Consider the following 24,189-nt stretch of genomic DNA (forward strand, 5'->3'; position numbering starts at 1 on the left):
GGCCGTGCCCGGCGCCGCGCTGGGTGAGCTGGCGGGCGGACCGGGCGCCGAGGCCCGCGCTCGCCCCGGTGACGGGGACGAGGCGCCTCGACGGTCCAGCGGCATGCGGCCCCCTCCTGATGACGTCTTCGCCAGCGTCCGGACGAACTCCGGTGGAAGGAACGGGGTGGATCCGAAGTGGACCGGGGATCCGCGCCGGCCGGCGACGCGTGCTTCCCGTGAACGGGGGCGCGCGGGGGAAGCTCGGACCGCCCCGGTCCGGATCCGCGGCGGACCGGGTGTGCCTCAGGGTGGAGGACCGGTTCCTCCTCGGTCGTGATCGCGGCACTCGTCCCGTCGAGGGCCTCCGCCCTCGCCGGGCGGACGTCCGCCCAGTGGGTGCGGACGCACGGCGTCCGGCTCCCCCCACGCCGGCACCCGGTGTTCCTGACCCGTCGACCGCCCCGCCCGGCGCGGCCGCCCCGAAGCTCGTGCCCTCTCCTGGCCGCGTCCGCCCTCCGGTGCGCGGTCGGCGGAACTCACGCCGACCTCCAGGGTCAGGGCGCGTCCTGGTCCGGCGGCTGACCGCCCCCGAGGGCGCGCAGCACCGCGGCCTGCTCGGCGGTGGTGCCCGCCGCCCTCGCCCGCCGGGCCTCCTCGACGGTGAACCCGGCGACGACCCAGGAGGGCACCTCCGCGCGCGGCACCCCGGCATCCCACCACCGGGCGAGGAGGGCGGCCGGGTCCTCGCCCCGCTCGCCGAGGTCGGCGGCCTCAGCGGGGGTGAACCCCATGACCCGATAAAGGGCGGCGTGGGTCGGACTGGTTCCGCTGCCGGCCCACGGCACCGCCTCCTCACCGGACCACCCGGTGTCCAGGTAGGCGCGGGCGGTGAAGGCGGGCACTCCCGCGCCCAGCAGCATCCGCAGGGTGGCGTGCTGGCCGTCGTCGAGTTCTGACGAACCCGCCGGCCCGGGGGCCATCAACCGCCACCACCACCGCCGGGGCCGCGGGTTCTCCCCGGCCAGGTGCCGTTCGGCGGCCTCGGCGTGGCCGTAGCCGAGTTCGTGCCAGCGCACGGCGTCGCGGGGTGTCATGCCGGCGCGCAGCAGCGGGCGCACCGTGTAGGGGGTGAGCCCCGCCGTGCGCCAGGCGAGGGCCTGCTCGGCGGTGTAGACGCCGCTGGTCCGCCACCGCTCGGCCGAGTCCAGCAGGAAGCCGTGATCGATCCACTGCCGGGCCTCGGCGACGGTCACGCCCCGCCCGGTCCACTCGTGCAGGTCCTCCGGGACCGGGTCGCCGTCGTGCCCGGGGGCGGCCTGGCGGCGCGCCTCGTCCGAGGGGGCGGGCTCGTGCGCGCCCTCGCGGGTTCCGTCGCGGCGTTCGCCGTGGTCGTCGGGTTCGTCGGCGGCGGCGATGCTCATGCCTCGGCTCCTCGGGGTGCGGTGGCGGGGAGGGGGATCGGGTGCGCCCAGGCGGGCGGGGTCGGGGCGTCGGCGGGCGGCGGGTGGGCGGCCACGAGACCGACGACGACCGGCACCGGCGGCCGGCGCTCGGGCCATGGCGTGTGCCCGTCGGTGAGGACGAGGACCAGGTCGGGGCGGGGTCGCAGGGCGAGCGCGGCGGCGATCCCGGCGCGCAGGTCGGTTCCCCCGCCGCCGGTCAGCTCGATGTCCGCCGCCTCGCGGACTTCCTGGACCGGGTGGGCCCGGTCGTCGCAGCAGATCGCGCGCAGCCGCCTCTCGGGTCCGGCCGCGCGGGCGAGGACACCCGTGATCTCGGAGAGGAACCCGGCGAGCACCGGGGCGGCGACGCTGCCCGAGGTGTCGATGACCAACGCGATCCCGGGTGCGGGGGCGACCATCGTCGGCAGGAGGACCCCGCCGGGGCCGGGGCGGCGGGACGGTCGGCGGTAGGAGAAGTCCACGCGGCCGGCGGTCCGCCGGACACCCCGGCGGAGAACGGCCCCGAGTCGGGTGCGCCAGTCCACGACCGGACGTCGCCGGTCCTCGGCCCACCGCCGCCAGCCGCCGGGCACCGCGGTCCGGGCCGCCGCCCGCCGTTCGATGTCGCGGGCGAGGGCGAGTTCGAGGACGTGGCGTTCGGTGTCGTCGATCCCCTCCCCCGCGCCGGTCTCCTCGTACCGGCCGTCCAGGCCCCGCACGGCGGGTCCGCAGTCGACGAGGTCCACGAGACGCCGTCCGCCACGGCGGTGAGCGGTGTCGAGGACCTCGATCAGGGACACGTACTCCTCGGCCAGCCGCCCCTCGGGCAGCCCGAGCGCTCGGGGCGAGACCACGCCCTCCGGGGTGGTGAGGCCGGCCGATTCCAGGTCGTCGTTGACCTCGGCGTCCGCCGCCTGGTTCCACCGGTGCGCGGCCTCCTCGTCGGCCCCGCCGGTTCCTCCGGTCCGCCGTCCCGCCCCCTGGTTCGGGCCGCGCGCCGCGTGGCGGCGGACGAGGTGTCCGATGTGGTGGAGCAACCACCACCCGGTCTCCTCGACGGGGGTGGTCAGCAGGGTTCCCGGATCGAGGTGGACCCGCCACCGGGTGTCGGTGGGCAATGCGCGGAACTCCGGGTCCGGCACCGGCTCGCCGGTGTGCTCGTCCGAGCGGGCTTCGAGGACCACGGGCCGCAGGGCGAACACGGCGCTGGCCAGGTAGGGGGCCTGGGCGGCTGCCCACAGCCGCGCCTCGGCGAAGCGGCGCAGGACCTCGGGCTCCCGGTCGGGGTGGGGGGTCCGCCCGGTCGCGGTCGTCACGGGAGGAGTCCCGCCGCCCGCAGGATCGGGGCGAGTTCGAGCACCGTGGTCGGTGGGGTGGCGCCCGTGGGGCGGTGCGCGGCCAGTGTTCGGGCGGAGGTGGCGGCGACGTCCGGGGTGGACCGGGCGACCCGGCCGATGACCGCCCAGGCCCGTTCCCACGAGTCGACAGTCCCGTCGGCGAGGACGTGGGCGACGAGCGCGGACAGCAGGGCGTGCCGGCGGTCGGCCCGCTCGGGCAGCGGCGCGTCGGGGTTGGCCAGCAGGGTTTCGGGGGCGGGCAGGTCGAGGGTGCGCAGCCAGGTCAGGGCCTCGTAGCCGGCTCCCTCGCCGACCGCCCCCACGAGGAGCGCGGCGATCACCGGCTCGTCGCTGGCGTTCGCCTCGCCGGCGGCCAGGGCGGTGGCGGCCATCGCCCAGCTCCGGGGGCTGGGCCAGCCGCGCCCGGCCCGCTCCGGGGAGTCCGGGACGTCGAGCAGCAGTTCCGGCCGGACCCGCAGGAACTCCCCGATCCTGGCCTTCGCGGCGGCCACCTGGGCGGGGGTGGGGGCCGTGGGTGGTGGGGACCCGTCGTCCGCCGCGAAACCCCGGGTGAAGCCCTCGGCGATGTCGGCCGCGCTGACCTCCCAGGTCAGGTGCACGAGGCGGTTCGCGAGCGGGGCGGTGAGCTCCCAGCCGTCGGCGGCCAGGCCGGGCGGGTTCGCGGCGGCGACGATCCGGACGGTGGTGGGGAGCGTGAGGTCCCCGACTGTGCGTTCCAGGACCACGCGCAGCATGGCGGCCTGCACGGCGGGCGGGGCGGTGGTGAGTTCGTCCAGGAACAGCAGCCCGGTCCCCGTGGTGGCGAGTCGTTCGGCCCACCGGGGCGGCGCGAACCAGGTGCCGTCGGCGCGGACCACGGGCAGGCCGGCGAAGTCGCTGGGTTCGCGGATCGAACCGACGACGGCCTCCACGGGCAGGCCGAGCCGCTCGCCGAGGGCGAGGACCGTGGAGGTCTTGCCGGTGCCGGGGTCACCCCACAACAGCACGGGCAGGTTGGCGGCGACGGCCACCGCCAGCGCCTCCCGCACGGTCTGGTTGCTGGTCATCGGTGGTTCTCCTCTGTTTCCGGGCAGCGCGAAGTCCGCGCGGTCGCGCGCTCGACGGGCTGGGGATGAGGTCCTGGTCCCCGCGGGCGCCCGGTCGTCCTCGGGCATGCCGGGAGCAGGCCGGCGCCTGTCCTGGTTCGGCGCTCCCGTGGGTCAGCGACCTCGGCACGCCGCGCGGGCTGTCACGAGGCCGCTGACCCACAGCGCCGGGATCTCCGAACTCCTCGCGTCCGGAGCGGCATCCCTCCCCTGCCGTCAACCATAGTTGACTTCCACGGGCGATGTCAACCGAGGTTGACTCATGATTGCGCCCCGGCTTCAACCGGGCAGGAACCGGACCGGGCAGGAACGAGGGACCGCGACGCGACGCCGTCCCCTCCACACGGCGCGGAGGGGACGGCACCAGAGGCATCGGCGGAGCACCCGAGGCGACCCCGGGCACTCCGCCGGCCGGGAACTCACCCGGGATCAGCCGAGGGTGGCCTCGATCAGATCGGCGGCCCGGCTGGTGCCACCCTCCAGGAGAGCGTCCTCCCGCAACCGCGCCGAACGACGCGCCACCTCCGGATCAGCGACGAGTTCTGACAGCGTGTCCCGCAGGACCTCCGCGGTGGCGTCGGCGGTGTCGACGCGACGCGCCACCCCCAACTCCACCAGCCGGTCCGCGTTCATGAACTGGTCCACGGCCTGCGGGACAGCGATCATCGGAACCCCCGCCGACAGGCCCTCGGCGCTGCTGCCCATCCCGGCGTGCGTGATGAAGGCGTCAGCCTGTTCGAGGATCGACAACTGCGGCACCCAGGAACGCACCTCGACGTTCCCCGGGATCGCACCGAGCTCGGCCGGGTCCACGTACTTCCCGATCTGGAGCACGACATGCCACCCGGGCAGGTTCCCGTAGGCGGCCAGGCACTGCCGGTAGAACTCCGGCTGGCGCGTGTAGGCCGAACCCAGCGAGACCAGCAGGACCTTCTCCGCCCCCTCCGGGCGGACCCAGGTGTCCCGGTCCGCCCGAGGGCCGGCACACGAACCGACGAAGGTCACCGTCGTGGTGTCGACCCGGTCCGAGTTGGGTTGCATCGCACGCGGGATCAGGGCCAGCGACGTCGACGGCCGACCCGCGAACGCGTCCATGTCGGTCGTGGTGGCCCCGGTGTCGGCGAGCCACCGACCGAACCGCTCCCGGTAGGCGTCGGCACCGGGCAACCCCCACAGCGGAGCGGCGACCTCCTCGTCGTAACCGTCCCAGGACACGAACGCCGGGGACAGCTGCACCAGCGGACGCCCCTGCGTCTCGGCGATGACCCGCGCCGCGTAGGCGCCGATGTCGTACAGGTAGACGTCCGCCGGGTCGGCGTCGTAGAAGGCGCGCAACGCCGGCAGGGCCTGGATGCCCTCGTCGAGGAACAGCCCCATCGCGGCGATGGGGTCCTCAGGCCAGTCGTTGTCGGCCACGGGCAGCACCGAACGGTAGGGAACGAGTTCCGCACCGGTCGGGGTGATGAGGTGGGAGACCGCCGGGTCGTTGGCGTAGGTGACCCGGTGGCCCCGCGCGACGAGCTCCCGGATGATCTCCAGGCTCGGCAGGACGTGGCTGACAGCGGGAACGCTGACCATCGCGATGTGGGCACGGCGACGTGACATGAGGAATCGACTCATTTCCGGTCTACGAGGAATGGCATGACGAATCCGTGCGCGAACCAGGCCCACGGCGGCAGCCTGCGGGCGGGCGCACGGAGAGCAGGGGCGTTGCCCCTGGCGACGTCACTCGTAGATCGGGAGGAATGCCATGCCCGCGACCCTACCCCGACGTCTCCCGCCGACGCACCCGAATAACGGGGAGACCGGCCGGAGGCGATCCCCGAGCACTCACCCGACACCGTCAGGCGGGACCACGTCTCCGACGGGCAGCGCCCGCCGGGAGTGGCGCGGCCCGGGAGACTGGTCGCCACCGCGCGGCACGCGGGTCCATTCCCCACCTCGGAGTTGCTCGTCGACGGCCTCACCGGAGCCCGGGGACCCGTCACAACACCCGTCACACCACCCGTCACACCGGGACGGGCCCACCTGACCCACCGTGACGGCTCCTGGACACCGCCGTCACACCGAATTCCCTGGTCAGGGGACATGAAGATGGCGCTGTGACGGGTGGGACGCCTTCCCGGGCGGTGTCTCTCCCCATGCCCTCAGGGCCCCCTCGCGAAGCCCAGACACACCCGCGCCCCGCCACCCGTCACACCGTCACACCCCCACGCACCGATGGCGGAGGGCTCTCGCCATACGAACCCGGGCGTCAGGCCTGGGCCGGGGAACCGGCCCGTGGCTGGCCGGTCGGAGCGGCGGAGGCGGCACCCGACGGCTCCTCCGCCAGCCGGGAGAGGAAGAAGGTCCGCACGTCGGCGGCGAGCAGTTCGGGCACCTCCACCGCGGCGAAGTGGCCGCCCCGCTCGAACTCCGACCAGTGCCTGATGTCGTACAGCCGCTCGGCGAGGGGGCGCACCGGGAGCGTGATGTCGTGCGCGAACACCGCCACTCCCACCGGCACCGGACACCGCTCGGCGCGCCGAGGGGCCTCACGGTGCAGTCGCGCGGCGGACGCGGCGGTGGCGGTCAACCAGTACAGGGAGACGTTGGTGAGCATCCGGTCGTCGCTGATCCGCGAGTCCGGGTCCGTCCAGTGGGCGAAGCGCTCGGCGATCCACGCCAACTGCCCGACGGGTGAGTCGGTCAGCGCGTAGCCGATGGTCTGCGGGGTGAGGGCCTGGAGCGCCTGGTACGGCGGGCGGTTCGCCATCAACTGACGAATCCGGTCCAGCCGGACCTCGTCCGCCGGGGACAGCTCGACGTCCGCGTCCGGGACGGGTGGCGTGGGCAGGTAGTTGACGTGCACGCCGACGACCCGGTCGGGTGCGACGGCACCGAGCGCCGTGGAAATGCCCGAGCCGAAGTCGCCGCCCTGCGCGCCGTAGCGCTCATACCCGAGCCGACGCATCAGTTCGGCCCAGGCCCGCGCGATCCTGGGGATGTCCCAGCCGCGCTCGCGGGTGGGACCGGAGAATCCGTAGCCCGGGATGGAGGGGATCACCAGGTGGAAGTCACGGGACAGCGGTCCGATGACGTCGAGGAACTCCAGGAACGAGCCAGGCCAGCCGTGGGTGAGGATCAGCGCGAGGGCGTCCGGCTTCGAGGATCGGACGTGGACGAAGTGGATGCGCTGGCCGTCGATCTCGGTGGTGAAGTGCGGTAGCTCGTTGAGGGCGGCCTCGTGCGCCCGCCAGTCGTAGCCCGTCCGCCAGTACTCGACCAGATCCCGGAGCCGGGTCAGCGGGAAGCCGTAGTCCCAGCCGGCGTCAGCGATCTCGTTGGGCCAGCGGGTGCGGGCGAGCCGGTCGGTCAGGTCGTCGAGGTCGGCATGGGGGACGTCGATGCGGAACGGCGTGATCATGTTCTCCACTCCGGTGAGGTTCGTTCGCCACCCAGGGATCGGGCCGTGCCCCAGCCCAGCCGGTCGGCTCACGGCCGGAGTGACGGTCGCGGGGAGAGCGGGCGGAGACCCGTTGGCTGGGTCGCGTGGTGCTTGAGCACGTCCGTGCGCCCGCCCGGGGACGCTTCCCGCTCCACCCATCCGCCCGGACGGGCTGGAACAGGACCTCCCTCGGAGGGTGGCACCCTGGACGGCGAAACCCTAGAACCTCAAGCGAGGTGGAGATCAAGAGCCGACGTGTCGACTCCGTCGCCAGATGTGGGCGGCGATGTCACCCGGCCTGGGACACAAGCCGTGCGGGTACCCGGGAGTCCAACGCCCCGGCGATCACGTTCAGCTGGCGAAGGGGCCATCTCCCGCGTCACGGCCTGTTCGGCACGGCGGGCGCACGGGGACACCCGCAGGCGCTCGGGCTACTCCACTAACCGACATCGCTCTTGACGACGATCTTCTCGGGTTTGCTCGTGTCGTCCCCGCCTGGTGGAGCTGTGGCGAAAGCCCGGAGACGGATGGTCACTCCGTCGGAGAAGCGCACGGCGAAGCCGGTAGTCGAGGGAACCTGGTACTCCTCGATGCTGGCTATGCCGGGGTGAGCCGCGAACTGTTCGCGGAGCAACTCACGAAAACGATCGAGTCTCACAGCGCCTCCCGGGGGACCTCGGGCGAGTCAGCAGCCATACGCGGGATTCCCGGCCCGGACACGTCGTCAACGTAGAGATAGGCGGCCGCGCCGCTCGCGAAGTCGACCCTGAACCGCGTTCGGTGCTGCGGACGGTCCTCTCCGTAGCAGTGCACGTTGGTGACCTCGGGGTGGTCGGTCGTGATCAGGCCCGCCAACAGCTGATCGAACGCCCGCAACTTCACGTGGCATCCTTCCTTCCCAGGACAGCTCGGCCTCAGCTGCTCCTGAGGACCAAAGGCGTACCCAGCCATCGGCAGACCCGGGCGGGCTCCCTACCGCAGCTCCCCGGGCGCCTCCGGGTAGCCAATCGACTACCGATGGTAGCGAACGCGGTCTCGCGGCGACTGGTGCGTCCCAGTGCGCACAACCCGGATGCGCGGGGACGACATCATCGGCCTGGCCTCCGCCGGGCCGGCTGCGGGAACAGCCCCGCGTGCGCGGGGACGACTGCCGGCCTTAATCACTTCTGACGTCGTAACGAGGAACAGCCCCGCGTGCGCGGGGACGACACGGCCGTTCCCATCGACGAGGCGGTGCCCGTGGGAACAGCCCCGCGTGCGCGGGGACGACGTTCACGCCGACCGCTCGCCCGATCGCCTGGATGGAACAGCCCCGCGTGCGCGGGGACGACCGAGTGCGGCTTGGGTGAGTCCGGCGCCCTCCCGGAACAGCCCCGCGTGCGCGGGGACGACCCGGCGCTCAAGGTGGCCGATCCGGGCCAGCGCGGAACAGCCCCGCGTGCGCGGGGACGACGTCCTAGCCGCACTGTGCCGGGCTGGCCGGCCGGGAACAGCCCCGCGTGCGCGGGGACGACGCGGAGGCGGCGCTCCGGGCCTATGACCTGGCTGGGAACAGCCCCGCGTGCGCGGGGACGACCGCCGCTACCGGCGGACGGACGAAGAACAGGTAGGAACAGCCCCGCGTGCGCGGGGACGACTTTGCCCTGGCCCGGCCTGCCGCCGACCAGCCAGGGAACAGCCCCGCGTGCGCGGGGACGACCCCAGCTCAATCGGTTCGTTCCGGCCCGCGTCCGGAACAGCCCCGCGTGCGCGGGGACGACACTTCCTGACCTGCGGCGTTACGAGCAACAGGGCCGGTTTTCATTCACTTCTTCCAGCCTCCGCTCCACGCCGCTCCGTCTCCTCCTCAGTATGAGCCTCCCGCCGAGTCGCACGGGCACCGGGATCGTCCAGCCAGGAAGCAGTCGGCAGAGCCGGCTTGTCCTGCTAGCGAACCTACCCCTGCGCCCACGACCCCAGGTCCTGACCGACCCATGCCCCAGCCACCGCGAGGCGCGCGTCCCTCGGGCGCGAACCTCAGGCAACAACTCGCAGGGGGCGAATTCAGGACATTTTCTGCCCTGAATTGCCCGTGACCGCGATCTGACGGGCGGCGAAGCGGAGCTACCAGCTCAGGTCGCACAGCGACCTGAGGCTAGGGAGCCGACGACGCACCAGCCAGCTCAGCAAGGAAGGCTTCGACGGCCGGTAGCAGATCCAGCGCCACCATCCGACCGGCAGGCGTCATTCGCAGCACCCGATTCCCCGGCTCGCCCGACCAGACCACATACCCCACGGCGACCAGGTCGGCAGTCTTCTCACTGAGGTCGGCCAGCCCCACCCCAGTGGCCTCCGCCAACTCGACAATCCTGAAAGGCCGACACTCCACCAGTTCCAGCACCGCGAGCTCCGCCCATGTCAGCCCGAACCGATTGCGAACCCGGAACAGCAGGGAATGCCGGGGCGTGCCGCGTACTTTCCGCAGCCCGACGGTCACTGGGAACGCGGAACAACGGCTCATCGGGCACCCACCCGGCCTTCGAGCCGAGACGCGGCAGTGCGCAGAGCCCGGGCCATCGTCGTCGCGGCCTCGGGTTCCAGCAGCAGGGCCACCGGATGGGCGGTGTCCAGGGTGTCCAGGGCGATCAGTCCGGTCGGCCGCCGAGCGGGGTGGGTCAGGGTGGCACCGGGGGTGACGGTGAGCTGGGAGACGAGGTCCTCGTTCGCGCACAGCGTGGTGACGGTGCCCGAACGTGGGGTGGTGAGCAGTGACGCGAGCAGCCGGGCATGGGAGGACGCGAGTCCAACCGTGCTCTGCACCAAGGTGAGGGCTACCAGGTTCGCGGGATCAACCGAGACGATGCAGGAAGCGGTTTGACTGTGTGCGTTGCGGACGATGTGAGCGGTGACGAGCACCCGCCACTCGGCGTGGTTCACGGGGTAGGAACAGGCACGATGAACACTCATGATGATTCTCCCAATACGGGCTGAGGCAGCAACGAACGGTGGAATTCCCGGGTGATCGCCAGGTACGCCGAGGCTGTGCGCAGCGAGGCTGTGCGCGGCGAGCAGGAGGCGATGAGCGACGCCGGGTGGCGGCTGCGGGACTGGGCGAGGAAGGGCGCGCGTCAGCGCGGCGGGTGGCCCAGCGGCCGGAGTAAGCCTCGGCCCGCGTCGAGGAGTTCGGCTAGCTGGAACGTTGCGAGCTGGTCGAAGTGGGTGATCCAGCTCGCGACTCCAGGATGGGTGGAACGCAGCTGCCAATCGGTACCGACTGGACGGGGACGGACCAGGAGGGAGCACTTCGACGCGGCAGGGTGCGCCACCGCCAGAACTACCGGAGCTGGGCTCCCGTTCAGACATCGGACCAGCTCCCGCACTTGATCAGGCGTGAGCCCGACGGTGCCCGCATGGGTGGAGCCCAGCCGGATGATCAGGAGTGCGCGGCCGGATGCGAGTTCGAGCTGACAGGTGGACGGGGCGTCCCGTTCGATGTCCCAGCCACGAACGCGGTGGTACCAGCGGAACCGCTCTGGGCCAGGGGACAGGTCGACAGTCACTAGGTCCTCACCGTTGTGGGTGAGTGGCACTGGACGGGGGGATGCGGGTGAGCATGCGTGTTTTCGCCCTTCTCATCTGGTTCAACTTGTTTGCGAAAAGCTGGGAGCTCAACGGAGCCCTCTGAATCGGTATGACCAACCGCCTCATGCCCTTCGGACAGCACGGCATGAACCAGAGCTACGTGCGATGAGGGAAAGGCCGAGGGCAGGAGAAGCACGGCCTGCGGTTTGAGCCGTGGGTAGCTGACGCACTGCCCCTCATTGAGCGCAGCCAAAACGTGTTCGGCCTCGTTGATTCGCTCCTACGCGACCGGCCGACGCACCTCCTCCTCCGCGCGGTAGCGGCTCAGCTGCAGGGGCCGTGCTCACCTCAGCTGCGCCTTCCGGTACAGCAGAGCTTCCCGCAACGAGCTTTACTAAATTCCATGTGCTTGAATAAACTCTCCTGGTTGGACTCGCACAAGACCCCAACTGGGTGGAAGAACTAGGTGCACTGCGGAGTTCTAAGGTCGAGGTATGGCGAGCAAGGCACAGGCCCGCGCACTCGGAGCGGAGCTCCGTGAGTGCCGTAAGCAGGCACGCGTGACCATGGCGGAGGTCGCGCGGCTGATCGGATGCAGTACCGCGACCATGTCGCTCACCGAGACGGGCAAGCGCCTGCCTCCAGTCGAGGACGTCGCGGCGATTCTCGCCGTCCTCAGCGTTACTGGGGCAAAGCGCGAACGCCTGGTCCGGATGGCCCGGGAAGCTGCCGTCGAGCCGCGTTGGCTTGGCGTCGGCATTCCAGGACTCGCGCCGCAAGTGACGGGCATGGCGGAGCTGGAACGCACATCCGTTCGGATCACGGCAGTCGCGCCAAACCTGGTGCCGGGACTTCTCCAGACAGCGAACTACGCTAGAGCCGTCTTCGCCGGCTCAGACGTCAACCCATCAGAGATTGAAGCTCGAACGACCTTCCGTATGGGACGGCAACGCGCACTCGACGAGGTCACATATGTAGCACTCGTCGACGAGTCAGTTCTCCGCCGCCCGGTCGGCGGAGCACGTGTCATCCGTGACCAGCTGGAGCACCTGGTGGAAATGGCCGGACGACCCAACATCACCATCCAGGTCCTGCCCATGTCGCTTGGATGGCACGACGCCCTGGAAGGCCCGTTCGTCATCCTGGAAGGCGAGAAGACAGCACCAGTGGTTCACCTGGAGCACAAACGAAGCGGGCTGTTCCTTGACGAGGATGACGCGGACGAGGTGCAGACGTACATGAGGTCAGCGGCTAACCTCCAGCAAAGGGCGCTCACCGCTCGACAGTCTGTGGAGCTGATCGCCGCAGTGCATGACGACTGGAGTACCAATGCAGGCGCAGCAGCAACCGAGGTGGCGAACGTCTAGTCACAGTGGCTCTCAGTCTGACTGCGTCGAGGTCGCCTGTGAGCCTGACGTGGTCTCGATCCGGGACACCAAGAACAGGGACGGGGGAACCTTGGTGGTCGACCGGGCTGCCTTCGGCGCGTTCGTCAAGGCGGTCAAGACCGAGCGCCTCTGATGCCTATGCCTTGGGAGCTAGGCACCCGGGCGGGTAGGTAGAGACCTGGGACGCGTGGAAGGGCGAATGCAAACCTGCGGGTAGTGCTATGAATGCGCTGGTTAGGAAGGGGTCCTCCCCGCGCACGCGGGGCTGTTCCGGTCTCCGCACGCCTTCCGGTTGCGGACGCCTGTCCTCCCCGCGCACGCGGGGCTGTTCCCTCTGAGCCACCTGTTGGCCTCGACGTTCGTGGACGATCCGCTGACCACTGAGACGTTCATCGCGGCCGAAGACGCTGGCCTCCTCGCTCGATCCGGCGGACACAGCGGACATGATCAAGTCATACCTACGTCACCACCAGGAGAGATAGATCCATGCAGGTTGATGGCGAGTTTGGACGCTGGCGCAAGGCAAGCCGCAGCGGCCCCCAGGTCGAGTGCGTGGAAGTTGGCAGCAACGCGGATCACGTCGCGATCAGGGACACCAAGAACAGGGGTGGAGGAACCTTGGTAGTCGACCATCCGACCTTCGGCGCTTTCCTCACTGCTGTCAAGGACAAGCGCTTCTGATGCGTTGCGGGCCAACCGGACCCACACGCGGCATGGGGAGGGCAGGTCGGGGCGAGAGTTGGGGGTGGTGCAGGCAAAGTGACAGAGAACGTGCGGGTAGGAGTGCAAACGCGCTGGTCAGGAAGTGTCGTCCCCGCGCACGCCGGGCTGTTCCCGTGTCAGCCGCCCGTCCCCGACCCGGTGCGGCGTCGTCCCCGCGCACGCGGGGCTGTTCCACCAGGGCGGATGACTAACCACCGGACGCCGTCCTCCCCGCGCGAGCGGGGCTGGTCCCGCCCCCACAGCACGCGAGGCGCCTCCAGGTAGGTCCTTCCTCCCTGCAAAGGGGGCTCGTCCTCACGCCTCCTGGGGCTGGGCGCGACTACTTGGCAGGGCGGCGAGCGTGGATCGAGCGATCGGGGTGCGCTGTCGGGCTACCCGGCACCGGGTAAGCATGTCGGAGGACGCTGCTCGCCCGCCCTACACCTCGCCCAGGCCCCGCAGCGCCTCGCGGACCTGCCCTTCGGTCGGTTGGCTCGCGGGAAGCGGGGTGCGGGCGGCCTCGGCGCGCAGGCCGTCCAGGAGGTAGGCGACCTGCCGACGCCAGGCGTCCGGAGCGGCGTCGGCGGTGGCACGGGCCAGTAGCGCGTTGGCGGCGAAGGCGAACACCAGGTCGGCGTTGGTGAAGTCGGGGCGCAGGGCGCCGGCCTCGTGGGCCCGTCTGACGATCCGTCGCGCGGCCTCCATGCTGCGGCCGCACGCCGCCATCAGCCGTTCCGCGTCCGGGTAGCGGCCGCCGACCACGTCGGCGACGGCGGGGTCGGTGGCCTGGAGTTCGCAGAGCCTTTCGACGTAGTGCGCGAACCCCTGCCAGGCGTCGTCGTGGGACAGCGCCTGCTGGGCGACCTCGTCGAGGCGGCGGGCCGCCCCCTCGGCCACCACCGCGTCGATGAGTGCCTCGCGGGTGCCGAACAGGTTGTAGAGCGTGCCGTGGCTCACTCCCGCCCTGCGGGCGATCTCCTTCAGCGGCACCTGGAGGCCGCGCTCCTGGAAGAGCTCGGCGGCGGCCGCCCGCAGCTTCTCCGCGTTCCGTTGGGCGTCGGCCCGCATCTGGTGGTTCCTCCTGGTCCTGCCCTCGACGGTCCCGCCGCGTCCGGCGGCCCACCGTGCCGAACTTGACCCTGCTGTCAATTTACATGCTACCGTCGGGACTCAAGTTGACCCCAGGGTCAAGATGTCGTGAGCAAGGGAGCACTCCCCCATGTCCAAGGTGATCGCCGTCTTCGGGGCCGGTACCGGTCTCGGCTCCTCCGTCGCCCGCCGCTTCGGCCGGGAGGGGTTCCGGGTCGCCCTGGTGGCTCGTCGCCGCCCGCGCCTGGACGCCCTCGTCGAGCAGCTGGCGGCGGAGGGCATCGAGGCGGCCGGGTTCACCGCCGACCTGTCCCGGCCCGCCGAGGTGCCGGCGCTGATCGCGAGCATCCGCGATCGCTTCGGCCGCATCGACGTGATCGAGTACGGGCCGTTCAGCGCCGACCAGGGTTTCGGGCCGGCCGCCCAGACCGATGCCGCCCTGTTGGAGCAGGGCCTGCCGATGTTCCTGCTGACCCCCGTCGAGGTGGTCCGCGCGGTACTGCCGGAGTGGACCGAGCGTGGGGACGGTGCCTTCCTGCTGACCTCCGGGGTCACGGCGGTCCACCCCGTGCCCGGGCTCAGCGGCCTGGCCCCGGTGGGCGCCGCCATCCGCAACTACCTCTACTCGCTGCACGGCGAGTTGGCCGAGGCGGGAATCTACGTCGGTACCCTGGCCGTCGGGGCGACGATCGCCCGCAGCGAGATGAGCGCACTCGTCGCCGACTCCGGGGCCTCCACCGGGTTCCCGGTCGTCGATCCCGACGACCTCGCCGAGCAGTACTGGGACATGTACACCACCCGGCACCAGGTCGAGCGGATCCACCCAGCCTGAGAGCTGGGGCGCAGCGGCGGCCAAGAACAGCGGTCGGGTCAGGACGAGCGGGCCCGCCCGGGAACGACGCGTCATGAGCAAGCCCGAGGGCCTACGGGCCTCGCCCGGCCCGCCCGGCGCTGGGGGCGCCTGGTTCACCGCGTCCGGCGGACTCGGGCCACGCCACCCTGTCTCGCGCACCTTCGGGAGGCGCGCGGGGACTGGTCGCGGGACCCGCGCCCAGTCAGCGAGGGACGGTATCGGACGGGGGCCTCAGCTCAGGCACTCCCGCACGGCGTGTTCGATGGTGTCCACCCGGTCGAAACCGGCGAGTCGGCGGGTGACGTAGGCGCAGGCGTACTCCTCCCCCTGCGACACCCAGGCCGCCGAACCGCCGGCTCCGCCCATCGCCACCTCGTCGCCGGACAGTTGGAAACCGAGGGACCAGGTCACCTCGTGGCCCAGGAACAGGTCCGTTCCCCGGGCCTGCGGGCTGAGGAGTTCCCGGTGCACCCGCTCCCCCAGCAACCCGGCTACCGGGCCGCCGGGGTCGACAAGTCCGGCGTAGAACTTCCCGATCGCGGACGCCGTGGTGTGCAGGCCGATCGCCGGGAACTCGGCGCGGCGCCAGGCGGGGCCGTTCAGCACCTCGACGTCGAGTGCCCCGGTCGGCCGGGTCATCGCCCGGTGTTCCAGGGAGCCGGACTCCCCGGCCGTCGCCGTGGGCCACCGGGCGTCGCCGTACTCGAGGTCGGCGACCCGGGGCAGGTCCTGGGCGGGCACGCCGAAGTGGGCGTCGAGACCCAGCGGCCGGGCGATGCGGTCGCGGAACACCTGGCCGAGGGAGGCGGCTCCGGTTCCCCGGAGGACGCCGTCGAGGAGGTGACCGTAGGTCAGGGCGTGTTCGGCGTGGGCGGTTCCGGGGGCGAACTCGGGTTCCGCCCGGGCGAGGGCGGCGCGGAGTTGGTCGTCGGCGAGCAGGGGGAGGTGGGCGGCGGTCTCGGGGAAGGCGGGCAGGCCGCCCTGGTGGGCGAGCAGGTGGCGGAGTGTCGTCCGTTCCTTGCCGGCCTGGCCGTACTCGGGCCACACGTCGGTGACGGGGTCGTCCAGGTCGAGGGCGCCGTCGGTGACGGCGGTCAGGGTGGCGAGGGCGGCGAGGGGTTTGCCGACGGAGTAGGTGTGGACGAGGGTGTCGGCGGTCCAGGGGTGGGTGCGGTGCTGGTCCCGCCAGCCTCCCCAGATCTCGACGACGGGCCGTCCCCGGTGCAGGACGGCGACGGCGGCGCCGGTCTCGCGTCCGGTGTGGAGCAGGTCGAGGAAGGCGTCGCGGACGGCGGCGAAGGCGGGGGTGGTGTGGCCGCCGTGGGGCACGGTCATCGGTTCTCCTGGTGGGGGGTGGTGGTGTGCGCTCACCCGGCGGGGTGGGGTGCTCGGGCTCGCGGTGTGACCGGCGGCGTCGGGTTCCCGGTGGTCCGACCGTCCTCGCTACCAGGAGGTGGCGGTGGCGGCTCCGCTGTCCCACCACACCCGGCGGGCGCGCTCGTCGAGTTCGGCGAGTTCGTCTCCGGTGAGCAGCCCAGGGCCGTCCCTCCGGTAGCGGACGCGACCGCCGATGGTGGTCTCGACGACGTCGGCGCCGGTGGCGGCGAAGGCGAGGACGTCACGGGCGGTGGACAGGGGGCCGTTGGTGGCCAGCGGGCGCAGCCCGGGGCGGCGGGCGTCGAGCAGGACGAGGTCGGCGCGGCGGCCCGGTTCGATGGCGCCCCGCGTGTCGGGGGTGTCGAGGACGTCGGCGCCGCCGAGGGTGGCGAGTTCGATCAGCTGGGCGCCGTCGACGGCCTCCGGTCCCCATCGGGCGCGGGTGAGCAGCGCGGTGGCGCGGAGTTCGGCGAGGAGGTCCTCGGAGCCGGCCCAGGCGGAGCCGTCGGTGCCGAGGGCGAGGCGCGCGCCGGCGGCGAGGAGGGCGGGCAGGGGTGGGGTGCCGTCGCCGAGCAGGGCCTCGGAGGAGGGGGTCAGCACGACGGGGACGCGGTGGTCGGCGAGCAGGTCGATGTCGGCGGGTTCGACGGCGGTGCAGTGCACCGCGTAGAGGTGGTCGAGGAGTCCGAGTGCCTGGTAGTAGCGGATCGGGGAGCGGCCGGTGCGGGCCCGGGTCGTCTCGTGGCGGAGCGTGGTCTCGCTGACGTGGGTGTGGACCCGGATGCCGAGGTCGGCGGCGTGGGTGACGAGTTCCCGCAGGTATTCGGGGGTGTGGTCGGGGTCGTTCTCGTTGACGCCGGCGAGCATCGCCGAGCACCCGGTGTCCTGGACCTGGCGGAGGGTGTCGCGCCAGGCGGTGCCGCCGGGTTCGGGGTGCAGGGCGACGGTGGCGGGGATCCCGAGGTCGGCGGCGACCTCGGCGGCGACGACGGGGTCGAGGTACTCGTGGAGGCAGAGGGCGGTGGTGCCGGAACTGATCGCCTCGGTGATGGCCAATTTCGCGCTGAGCCGCAGGGTTTCCCGGTCGGCGGTCAGCGCGGCGTAGAGGCCGTCGGCGAGGGGTGGCCGTCCTGGTGGTCGATGGTGGTGGCGGCCAGGGCGGTGCGCAGCAGCGCCGGGGTGGGGTGGAGGTGGCCGTTGACGAGCCCGGGGAGCAGGACGTGGCCGGTGGCGTCGACGTGCTCGGCGGCGGGGTGGGAGGCCGGGGGCCACGTGTCGGGGGCGGAGCCGCCCCCGACGACGGCTCCGGTGGTGGGTCGGACGAAGGCGATGGTGTCGCCGTCGATGCCCACGTCCCCGACGAAGGGGTGGGCGTCGCGGGGTCCGGTCACGACCAGTGCCCCGTGGTAGATGCGGTCGACCATCCGCCTGCCCCTCCGGTGTGTCCCGCCCGGGTCTCCCGACGGCCGGGCCGGCGGAAGTATCGCGGCCGGTCCGGCCGGGGGGCAACCGGGTTTCGTGGTGTTCCGGAATGGTCACCGGGGTCCGGGTGTGGGTATCCGGTCCGGGCGTGGCCGGGTGGGGTGCTGCCGCCCGGCCAGGCCGGAGGGGGGCGAGGGGCCGCTCAGTGCTGGGGTGGGGTGGTGGGGACGTCCCGCAGGTCGGGTCCGGTGTAGTCGGCGAGCAGCGGGCGCGGGATCGGCCCCTTGATCCGGGTGCCCGACCGCCGTTCCTCCCAGGCGTGGGCGAGGATGCCGACCGAGCGGGACAGCACGAACAGGCCACGGCCGAGTTCGGGGGCGAAGCCGAGTTCCGAGTAGATCAGGGCGGTGGCGCCGTCGATGTTCATCGGCACGGGTCGGCGGCGGCCGGTGGCGAGGGCGTCCTCGAGGGCCAGGCCGATGGCCAGGTGGTCGCCGGGGACGACGCCGGCGTCCGCCGCCTCGGTGAGCAGGCCGAGCAGCGGGTCACGGCGCGGGTCCCTGGGGTGGAAGCGGTGGCCGAAGCCGGGGACGTGGCGGCCGCCCTCGCGGTGTTCGGTGACGGCCCTGGCGGCGACGGCGTCGGGGGTCTCACCGGCGGCGACCTCGGTGTGGAGTCGGGCGAGGAGGTCCATGCACTGCTGGCCGGCGCCGCCGTGGACGTCGCCGAGGAGGTTGACGCCGGTGGCGACGGCGTTGTTGAGGCCGACCCCGCAGGTGGCGGCCATCCGCGCCGCGGCGATGGAGGGGGCCTGGGGGCCGTGGTCGACGGCGGAGACCAGGGCGGCCTCCAACAGCCGGCCCTGGCCGGGGGTGGGCAGGTCGCCGCGCAGCATCAGCCAGATGGTGTCGGCGAAGCCCGCACGGCCGATGAGCTGTTCGACGGGGTAGCCGCGCAGGGCGATCTCGCCGGGGTGGATGCGGGCGATGTCGGTGGCCCACCAGCCGGTGACCTTCTCGGTCGGGATCGTCGCCGCCTCCCCGGTGTCCCCGGTGGCGCTCGCCGTGTCGGCTGGCCGGGTGTTCTCGTCGTGCTGGGTCATACCGCCCCTTCCTCGCGCAGTGCGCGGATCTCCTCGTCGGTGTAGCCGAGTTCCCGCAGCAGCGGGGTGGTGTGTTCACCGAGCACCGGGGGTGGGGCGCTGGGGGTGCTGGCGTGGCCGTCGACGCGGACGCCGTTACCGAGCACGCGCACCGTCCGGTCCGGGTCGGCCGGGTGGGGCAGGTCGTGGAGGAAGCCGCGTTCGGCGATCTGGTCGAGTTCGAGGGCCTGGCGGACGTCGAGGACGCGGGCCGCGGGGACGCCGGCCTCGGCGAGGGCGTTCTCCCAGTGCTCGGCGGGGTGGGAGGCGAGCGCGGCCTCGAGTGCGTCGCGCAGCGCCAGCCGGTGGGTCTTGCGGTCCTCGCGGCGGGCGAAGCGGGGGTCGGTGGCCAGGTCGGGGCGGCCGACGACCCGGCACACGGCCTCGAACTGCTCCTGCTTGTTGGCGGCGATGTTGAGGGCGCCGTGGCCGGTGCGGAAGGTGCCGGAGGGGGCGGCGGTGGCGTTCTCGTTGCCCATGGGCACGGGGTCGCGGCCGGCGATGAGGTGGTTGGAGGCGGCCCAGCCCAGGGCGGTGATCGCGCTCTCCAGCATGGAGACGTCGAGGCAGGAGCCGACCCCGGTGCGGGCCACCCGGACGAGGGCGGCGGCGACGGCCATGGCGGCGGCCAGACCGCCGAGGGTGTCGCCCACGGGGTAGCCGGCGCGCAGCGGGGCGGTGTCCTCGGTTCCGGTGACCGCCATCATCCCGGACAGGCCCTGGATGATCTGGTCGTAGGCGGGCCGGTCGCGCAGGGGGCCGCTCTGCCCGAAGCCGGAGATGGCGCAGTAGACGAGGCGCGGGTTGATCTCCTGGAGGCGTTCCCAGGGGAAGCCGAGGCGGGCGAGGACTCCGGGGCGGAAGTTCTCCACGAGGACGTCGGCCTGGGCCACCAGGCGGGTGAAGACCTCCCGGCCGGCCTCGGACTTGAGGTTGACGGTGACCGAGCGTTTGCCGCCGTTCTGGGCGAGGAAGGACGCGCCGAGCAGGTCCCGGTTCAGGTCGGGGTCGGCGCCCAGCTGTCGGGCGAGGTCGCCGCTGCCGGGCACCTCGACCTTGATGACGTCGGCGCCGAACAGGCCGAGCTGGTAGCTGGCGTAGGGGCCGGCCAGGACGTTGCTGAGATCCAGCACCCGGACGCCGCTGAGCAGACCCTCGCCGTCGGTCGCCGCCGTGGGCATTCCTGACCTCCCTCGTCGTCGCGCCGTCCCCGACGCACCAGGTGAACCGTAGAGCGGTCTCACCGTACCACTCAGCGGTACACCTCCAGCAGACCACGGCCGGAGCTGGTCAGCGGTCGGCGCGGGTGGCGGCGGGAGGGCGCGCCGCTCCCGGGCCCGGGATGGGCGGGGCCGGCACGAGGAGGTCGGGACGCCGGCGCGGGACGTCGCACCGGGCACCTGCCGAAGGGACGTCCCGGGGGCGGCCCGACCCCGGAACGCGAACGTCGCGGTGCCCCCGGGGTTCCCGGGGACACCGCGACGACGGCACCACGTGGCCGACCGGAGGCCGGCACCAGGTCAGATGTCCTGCCGCACCCTCCGGCGGATCTTGTTGACCACCATGAACAGCACGGCCAGCGCCAGGATCACGTACAGCGTCACCGCGATGCCGCTGTCGAAGAGGATGCCCACGTCCCCCTCGCTGACGGCCAGTGCCCGGCGCAGCTCGGTCTCGGCCAGCGGCCCGAGGATCACCGCGATGAGCACCGGCGCCAGCGGTAGCCCGTACCGGCGCATCATGAACCCGAGCAGGCCGATGAGCAGCAACAACACCAGGTCGGCTGTCGAGGAGCTGGTGGCGTAGACCCCGAGGCCGCAGAACACCGAGATCCCGGCGTAGAGGTAGTGCTTGGGGATCATCAGCAGCTTCGCCCACAACGGCGCGAAGGGCAGGTTGAGGATCAGCAGCACCACCATGCCGATGAAGAGGCTGGCCAGCAGTGTCCAGACCAGTTCGGCGTTGCGCTCGAACAGCAGCGGGCCGGGCTGCATGCCGTACTGCTGGAACGCGGCCAGCATGATCGCCGCCGTGGCCGAGGTCGGCAGGCCCAGGGCGAGCAGGGCGCCCATCGCGCTGCCCGCGGTCGCGTTGCCGGCCGCCTCCGGTGCGGCGACGCCCTGGATGGCGCCCTTGCCGAACATCGGGTTCTTCCGGCGGCGGTCCAACCGGCGTTCGGTGCCGTAGGCCATGAAGGTCGGGATCTCCGACCCGCCGACGGGGATGACCCCGAACGGGACGCCGAAGCCGGCGCCGCGCAGCCACGCCGGCCACGCCTTGCGGACGTCGGACCTGCTCAGCCAGGGCCGCCCGGTGAACGGGGTGGTGGTGCGCCCCTTGTCCCGGTGGATGCGGGAGGCCACGAAGAGCACCTCGCCGAGCGCCAGCAGGCCGACGGTGATGACCACGATGGCCACGCCGTCGAACAGCTGGGGCATGCCGAGGGTGAACCGGGACGCGCCCGAGGGGCCGTCGATGCCGACCATCGCCAGGGCCAGACCGATGACCAGGGCCGCCAGGCCCTTGATCACCGATTCGGCCACCACCGTCGCGGTGGCGACGAAGGCGAACACCGCCAGCGCGAAGTACTCGGCCGGACCGAACAGGCTGGCCAGCTCGGCCAGGTGGGGGGCGAAGAACACCACCAGGGTGGTGGCGATCATGCCGCCGGTGAACGCGCCGATCGCCGAGGTGGCCAGGGCCTGCGGTGCCCGCCCGGCCTTGGCCATCCGGTGGCCCTCGAAGGTGGTGGCGATCGCCGAGCTGTTGCCCGGGGTGTTGAGCAGGATGCCGGTGGTGGAGTCACCGAACAGACCGCCGTAGTAGACACCGGCGAACATGATGAACGCGCCGATGGGGTCGAGGCTGAAGGTGACGGGCAGCAGCAGGGCCACCGCCATCGCCGAGCCGAGACCGGGCAGGACACCGACGGCGGTGCCGAGCACCGCGCCCACCACGACCCACAGCAGGTTGATCGGGCTGACCGCGCCGGCGAAACCCTCGAAGAGGTTATTCAAGGCTTCCATCAGAACACCCCACCCAGGATTCCGGCGGGCAGGTTGAGCCCGAGGCCGGCGGAGAAGGCCAGCTGGATCACGGAGGAGACCACCAGCGCCACGCTGGCGTCGAACAGCGGGCGCTTGCCGTGCAGGGCGTATGTGACGCCCCAGAACAGCAGTGCTCCCGAGATCAGCCAGCCCACCGGCACCAGCAGGACGGTGAAGGCCACGAAGGAGGCGACCACGATGCCGACCGTCCGCCAGTCGGTGTGGGTGCGGTACCGCTCGACGGCCGGTCGCTCACCGGCGCCACCAGCGGAGGCCGGGGTCTCCTCGCCGGATGCCTCGGCCCCTTCCCCGGCGCCCTCCTCCTCGGCGGCGCCGTCGGTCTCCTCGGCGGCGGTTTCCTCCTGGGGGACGGAGGGGTGGCGGATGACCTGCACGGCCAGCAGGACCGCGAGCAGGTAGGTCAGCACCGTGACGATGGTCGGGAAGAACTGCGGTCCCGGTGAGCTGACGTTGGGCGGCACCTCCATGGTGAGGGTGCCGTAGGTGAGGAAGATCGCCAGCCCCAGCAGGAAGGCGGCGACGACGAGCCCACTCCGCCCGGTCCAGAACGATCTGTGTTCCGTCCCGGCACCCGAGGAGGACTCCACGGTGCTGCTCACAGTCCCAGCTCCTCAATGACCTGTCGAATACGTGCGATGTCCTGGTCGAGGAACTCCTCGAACTCCTCGCCGACCATGAAGGTGTCCGCCCAGCGGTTGCGGTCCAGGGCGTCGGCCCACTCCTCGGTCTCGACCATCTCGGTGATGATGGCCTCCATTTCGGCCCTGGCCTCGTCGGTCAGTCCGGGCGGGGCCATCACGCCGCGCCAGTTGGGCAGCTCGACGTCCACGCCCTGCTCGATGAAGGTGGGGATCTCGATGCCTTCGACCGGCTCGGCGGCCGATACCCCGAGCGCGCGCAGGCGACCGGCCTCGATCTGGTCGGAGAAGTCGTTGTAGCCGCTGACCCCCACGGCGACGGTGTGGGACAGCAGCGCGGTCATCACCTCGCCGCCACCGGCGTAGGAGATGTAGTTGAGCGAGCCCGGGTCGACGCCGCCCTCCTGGGCGAGCAGGCCGGCGAGCAGGTGGTCGGTGCCGCCGAGGGAACCGCCGCCGATCGCGGTGCCGTGCGGGTTGCTCCGCCAGTCCGCCAGGAAGTCGTCCAGGGTCTGGTAGGGCGAGTCGGCGGGGACGACGACCACGACGTAGTCGTCGGCGAGCCGGGCGATGGGGGTGACGTCGTCCAGGCCGTGCTCGGAGCCGTTGACCTCGACGGCGCCGAGCATGACGGTGCCGGTGACCATCAGCGTGGTCTCGTCGCCGGCGCGGCCCACGGTCTGGCTCAGGCCGATGGTGCCGCCGGCTCCGGGGACGTTGACGACCTGGGCGTTGTTGACGACTCCCGAGGACCGCAGGGCCTGCTGGGACTCGCGGGCGGCGAGGTCCCAGCCGCCGCCGGGGGCGGCGGGGGCCATCAGGGTCAGCTTGTTTCTGGCGCTGGCACCGGCCGCGCTGTTCCCGGCGTCTATCCCGGCCAGCACGACGAGCGCGGCAACGACAACACCGTAGATGCCGGTGACAAGCGGTCGCTTGGGCCGCATGTCGAACTCCTTCCTGATGCCTGAACCGAGTCGCACCGGCCGTCGCCGACCCCGGCGAAACGGGGGACGACACAGGCCCGAGTAGGTCCGCCTGGCGATTCGGTCGTGCCACCATAAGGGCTGCCCTATGAGTTGGGCTACAGTCCCGGCATCTTCGCAGGAGCAACGCGTCCTACCTGGGCCGCTGACCTGCGGCTGTGGACATGGGATGCTTTCGCGCATCACGGGCGAAGCAGAGGGAAACGGTCAAACCGAACCGCTCTGCGGATCAGCTCCTAGTTGAAGAGGTGGACTGAATGCCGATTGTCGTGGGATACCGGGACAACCCCGAGGGCCGCGCGGCCATCAGCCGCGCCGTCGAGGAGGCGACCCTGCGCGGGCAGTCACTGGTGGTGCTGCACACCGAGCACGAGGAGAGCGGGGAGGACCACGGCGCGACCGACGCCGAGGTCGTCGCGCTGCGCGCGCGGTTGGACGAGACCGGGCTGGAGTACGAGGTGCGCACCGAGGGCAGGGACAGGGACGTCGCCGGCGCCCTCATCGACCTCGCCGTCGAGCGGGACGCCGCGCTCGTGGTGATCGGCATCCGCAAGCGCAGCCTGGTGGGCAAGTTCCTGCTGGGCAGCACCGCGCAGCGGGTGCTGCTGGACGCGCCCATGCCCGTGCTGGCGGTCAAGAGCGACGAGCGGGACTGAACCCCCGTCGCCTCCCG

Annotated in this window: 23 protein-coding genes and 1 CRISPR repeat array; of the genes, 5 read left to right on the top strand and 18 right to left on the bottom strand. The window is 72.0% G+C overall.

Features of this window, described 5'->3' with window-relative positions:
- Positions 1–536: 536 nt before the first annotated feature.
- From G443_RS07035 to G443_RS07075, 9 genes are all read right to left on the bottom strand, one after another.
- Positions 537–1,403, bottom strand: a complete 867-nt coding sequence (locus tag G443_RS07035; protein WP_026420522.1) for a hypothetical protein — start codon at positions 1,401–1,403, stop codon at positions 537–539.
- A complete protein-coding gene (locus tag G443_RS07040) occupies positions 1,400–2,740 on the bottom strand; it encodes a vWA domain-containing protein (RefSeq protein ID WP_169731702.1) in 1,341 nt (446 codons plus the stop codon). The genes G443_RS07035 and G443_RS07040 overlap by 4 nt, the downstream gene beginning before the upstream one ends.
- The gene (locus tag G443_RS07045) at positions 2,737–3,828 is read right to left on the bottom strand and encodes an AAA family ATPase (RefSeq protein ID WP_026420523.1); all 1,092 of its coding nucleotides are present in this window, start codon (positions 3,826–3,828) and stop codon (positions 2,737–2,739) included. The genes G443_RS07040 and G443_RS07045 overlap by 4 nt, the downstream gene beginning before the upstream one ends.
- 468 nt (positions 3,829–4,296) lie before the next feature.
- Positions 4,297–5,472 (bottom strand): macrolide family glycosyltransferase, encoded by a 1,176-nt coding sequence (locus G443_RS07050; protein WP_026420524.1) that lies wholly within the window; start codon positions 5,470–5,472, stop codon positions 4,297–4,299.
- Between the two features lie 649 nt (positions 5,473–6,121).
- The gene (locus tag G443_RS07055) at positions 6,122–7,273 is read right to left on the bottom strand and encodes an epoxide hydrolase family protein (RefSeq protein ID WP_026420525.1); all 1,152 of its coding nucleotides are present in this window, start codon (positions 7,271–7,273) and stop codon (positions 6,122–6,124) included.
- A gap of 460 nt (positions 7,274–7,733) precedes the next feature.
- The gene (locus G443_RS07060; protein ID WP_026420526.1) at positions 7,734–7,952 is read right to left on the bottom strand and encodes a hypothetical protein; all 219 of its coding nucleotides are present in this window, start codon (positions 7,950–7,952) and stop codon (positions 7,734–7,736) included.
- A complete protein-coding gene (locus G443_RS07065) occupies positions 7,949–8,176 on the bottom strand; it encodes a hypothetical protein (RefSeq protein ID WP_026420527.1) in 228 nt (75 codons plus the stop codon). The genes G443_RS07060 and G443_RS07065 overlap by 4 nt, the downstream gene beginning before the upstream one ends.
- A 238-nt stretch (positions 8,177–8,414) precedes the next feature.
- Positions 8,415–9,054: a CRISPR direct-repeat array (repeat unit 28 nt; unit sequence GGAACAGCCCCGCGTGCGCGGGGACGAC).
- 374 nt (positions 9,055–9,428) lie between these two features.
- Entirely contained in the window at positions 9,429–9,770 is a 342-nt protein-coding gene (locus tag G443_RS07070; RefSeq protein WP_035293047.1) for a winged helix DNA-binding protein, read from the bottom strand.
- Between the two features lie 20 nt (positions 9,771–9,790).
- On the bottom strand, positions 9,791–10,240 hold the full coding sequence (locus G443_RS07075) for a hypothetical protein (RefSeq protein ID WP_155886268.1): 450 nt from the start codon (positions 10,238–10,240) through the stop codon (positions 9,791–9,793).
- Positions 10,241–11,349: 1,109 nt separating this feature from the next.
- Here G443_RS07075 and G443_RS07080 point away from each other — a divergent pair.
- The 3 genes from G443_RS07080 (at position 11,350) to G443_RS07090 (ending at position 12,924) form a co-directional block, all read left to right on the top strand.
- The gene (locus G443_RS07080) at positions 11,350–12,222 is read left to right on the top strand and encodes a helix-turn-helix domain-containing protein (RefSeq protein WP_051713117.1); all 873 of its coding nucleotides are present in this window, start codon (positions 11,350–11,352) and stop codon (positions 12,220–12,222) included.
- Positions 12,185–12,376, top strand: coding sequence for a DUF397 domain-containing protein (locus G443_RS07085; RefSeq protein WP_026420530.1), 192 nt, complete (start codon positions 12,185–12,187; stop codon positions 12,374–12,376). Before G443_RS07080 ends, G443_RS07085 begins: the two co-directional genes overlap by 38 nt.
- 353 nt (positions 12,377–12,729) lie before the next feature.
- Positions 12,730–12,924: a DUF397 domain-containing protein gene (locus tag G443_RS07090; RefSeq protein WP_026420531.1), complete on the top strand. Its 195-nt coding sequence runs from the start codon at positions 12,730–12,732 to the stop codon at positions 12,922–12,924.
- Between the two features lie 459 nt (positions 12,925–13,383).
- Here G443_RS07090 and G443_RS07095 read toward each other — a convergent pair whose 3' ends face one another.
- On the bottom strand, positions 13,384–14,013 hold the full coding sequence (locus G443_RS07095) for a TetR/AcrR family transcriptional regulator (RefSeq protein WP_026420532.1): 630 nt from the start codon (positions 14,011–14,013) through the stop codon (positions 13,384–13,386).
- A 151-nt stretch (positions 14,014–14,164) separates the two neighbouring features.
- On the opposite strand from G443_RS07095, the gene G443_RS07100 reads away from it, so the two are divergent.
- Entirely contained in the window at positions 14,165–14,866 is a 702-nt protein-coding gene (locus G443_RS07100; protein WP_026420533.1) for an SDR family NAD(P)-dependent oxidoreductase, read from the top strand.
- Positions 14,867–15,118: 252 nt separating this feature from the next.
- On the opposite strand, the gene G443_RS07105 is transcribed toward G443_RS07100, so the two are convergent.
- The 8 genes from G443_RS07105 to G443_RS07140 form a co-directional block, all read right to left on the bottom strand.
- A complete protein-coding gene (locus G443_RS07105) occupies positions 15,119–16,222 on the bottom strand; it encodes a serine hydrolase domain-containing protein (RefSeq protein WP_026420534.1) in 1,104 nt (367 codons plus the stop codon).
- 108 nt (positions 16,223–16,330) lie between these two features.
- Positions 16,331–17,359, bottom strand: coding sequence for an amidohydrolase family protein (locus G443_RS07110; RefSeq protein ID WP_372493007.1), 1,029 nt, complete (start codon positions 17,357–17,359; stop codon positions 16,331–16,333).
- Positions 17,356–17,688 (bottom strand): amidohydrolase family protein, encoded by a 333-nt coding sequence (locus G443_RS07115; protein ID WP_253860166.1) that lies wholly within the window; start codon positions 17,686–17,688, stop codon positions 17,356–17,358. The genes G443_RS07110 and G443_RS07115 overlap by 4 nt, the downstream gene beginning before the upstream one ends.
- Positions 17,689–17,888: 200 nt before the next feature.
- A complete protein-coding gene (locus G443_RS07120) occupies positions 17,889–18,788 on the bottom strand; it encodes a citryl-CoA lyase (RefSeq protein WP_211237620.1) in 900 nt (299 codons plus the stop codon).
- Entirely contained in the window at positions 18,785–20,008 is a 1,224-nt protein-coding gene (locus tag G443_RS07125) for a CaiB/BaiF CoA transferase family protein (protein WP_026420537.1), read from the bottom strand. Before G443_RS07125 ends, G443_RS07120 begins: the two co-directional genes overlap by 4 nt.
- A 339-nt stretch (positions 20,009–20,347) precedes the next feature.
- Positions 20,348–21,853 (bottom strand): tripartite tricarboxylate transporter permease, encoded by a 1,506-nt coding sequence (locus G443_RS07130; RefSeq protein ID WP_016700240.1) that lies wholly within the window; start codon positions 21,851–21,853, stop codon positions 20,348–20,350.
- Positions 21,853–22,494 (bottom strand): tripartite tricarboxylate transporter TctB family protein, encoded by a 642-nt coding sequence (locus tag G443_RS07135; RefSeq protein WP_016700241.1) that lies wholly within the window; start codon positions 22,492–22,494, stop codon positions 21,853–21,855. Before G443_RS07135 ends, G443_RS07130 begins: the two co-directional genes overlap by 1 nt.
- Positions 22,491–23,477, bottom strand: coding sequence for a Bug family tripartite tricarboxylate transporter substrate binding protein (locus G443_RS07140; protein ID WP_026420538.1), 987 nt, complete (start codon positions 23,475–23,477; stop codon positions 22,491–22,493). Before G443_RS07140 ends, G443_RS07135 begins: the two co-directional genes overlap by 4 nt.
- Before the next feature lie 296 nt (positions 23,478–23,773).
- On the opposite strand from G443_RS07140, the gene G443_RS07145 reads away from it, so the two are divergent.
- The gene (locus G443_RS07145; protein WP_026066259.1) at positions 23,774–24,172 is read left to right on the top strand and encodes a universal stress protein; all 399 of its coding nucleotides are present in this window, start codon (positions 23,774–23,776) and stop codon (positions 24,170–24,172) included.
- The last annotated feature ends 17 nt before the right edge of the window (positions 24,173–24,189 follow it).

It is taken from the genome of Actinoalloteichus caeruleus DSM 43889 (assembly GCF_000429185.2).
GTDB classification, from domain to species: domain Bacteria; phylum Actinomycetota; class Actinomycetes; order Mycobacteriales; family Pseudonocardiaceae; genus Actinoalloteichus_B; species Actinoalloteichus_B caeruleus.

Coding starts and splice junctions, on each gene's coding strand:
- G443_RS07035 (WP_026420522.1), bottom strand. CDS start 1,403: ATGAGCATCGCCGCCGCCGACGAACCCGACGACCACGGCGAACGCCGC.
- G443_RS07045 (WP_026420523.1), bottom strand. CDS start 3,828: ATGACCAGCAACCAGACCGTGCGGGAGGCGCTGGCGGTGGCCGTCGCC.
- G443_RS07050 (WP_026420524.1), bottom strand. CDS start 5,472: ATGTCACGTCGCCGTGCCCACATCGCGATGGTCAGCGTTCCCGCTGTC.
- G443_RS07055 (WP_026420525.1), bottom strand. CDS start 7,273: ATGATCACGCCGTTCCGCATCGACGTCCCCCATGCCGACCTCGACGAC.
- G443_RS07075 (WP_155886268.1), bottom strand. CDS start 10,240: ATGAGTGTTCATCGTGCCTGTTCCTACCCCGTGAACCACGCCGAGTGG.
- G443_RS07080 (WP_051713117.1), top strand. CDS start 11,350: ATGGCGAGCAAGGCACAGGCCCGCGCACTCGGAGCGGAGCTCCGTGAG.
- G443_RS07085 (WP_026420530.1), top strand. CDS start 12,185: ATGCAGGCGCAGCAGCAACCGAGGTGGCGAACGTCTAGTCACAGTGGC.
- G443_RS07090 (WP_026420531.1), top strand. CDS start 12,730: ATGCAGGTTGATGGCGAGTTTGGACGCTGGCGCAAGGCAAGCCGCAGC.
- G443_RS07095 (WP_026420532.1), bottom strand. CDS start 14,013: ATGCGGGCCGACGCCCAACGGAACGCGGAGAAGCTGCGGGCGGCCGCC.
- G443_RS07100 (WP_026420533.1), top strand. CDS start 14,165: ATGTCCAAGGTGATCGCCGTCTTCGGGGCCGGTACCGGTCTCGGCTCC.
- G443_RS07105 (WP_026420534.1), bottom strand. CDS start 16,222: ATGACCGTGCCCCACGGCGGCCACACCACCCCCGCCTTCGCCGCCGTC.
- G443_RS07115 (WP_253860166.1), bottom strand. CDS start 17,688: ATGGTCGACCGCATCTACCACGGGGCACTGGTCGTGACCGGACCCCGC.
- G443_RS07120 (WP_211237620.1), bottom strand. CDS start 18,788: ATGACCCAGCACGACGAGAACACCCGGCCAGCCGACACGGCGAGCGCC.
- G443_RS07125 (WP_026420537.1), bottom strand. CDS start 20,008: ATGCCCACGGCGGCGACCGACGGCGAGGGTCTGCTCAGCGGCGTCCGG.
- G443_RS07130 (WP_016700240.1), bottom strand. CDS start 21,853: ATGGAAGCCTTGAATAACCTCTTCGAGGGTTTCGCCGGCGCGGTCAGC.
- G443_RS07140 (WP_026420538.1), bottom strand. CDS start 23,477: ATGCGGCCCAAGCGACCGCTTGTCACCGGCATCTACGGTGTTGTCGTT.
- G443_RS07145 (WP_026066259.1), top strand. CDS start 23,774: ATGCCGATTGTCGTGGGATACCGGGACAACCCCGAGGGCCGCGCGGCC.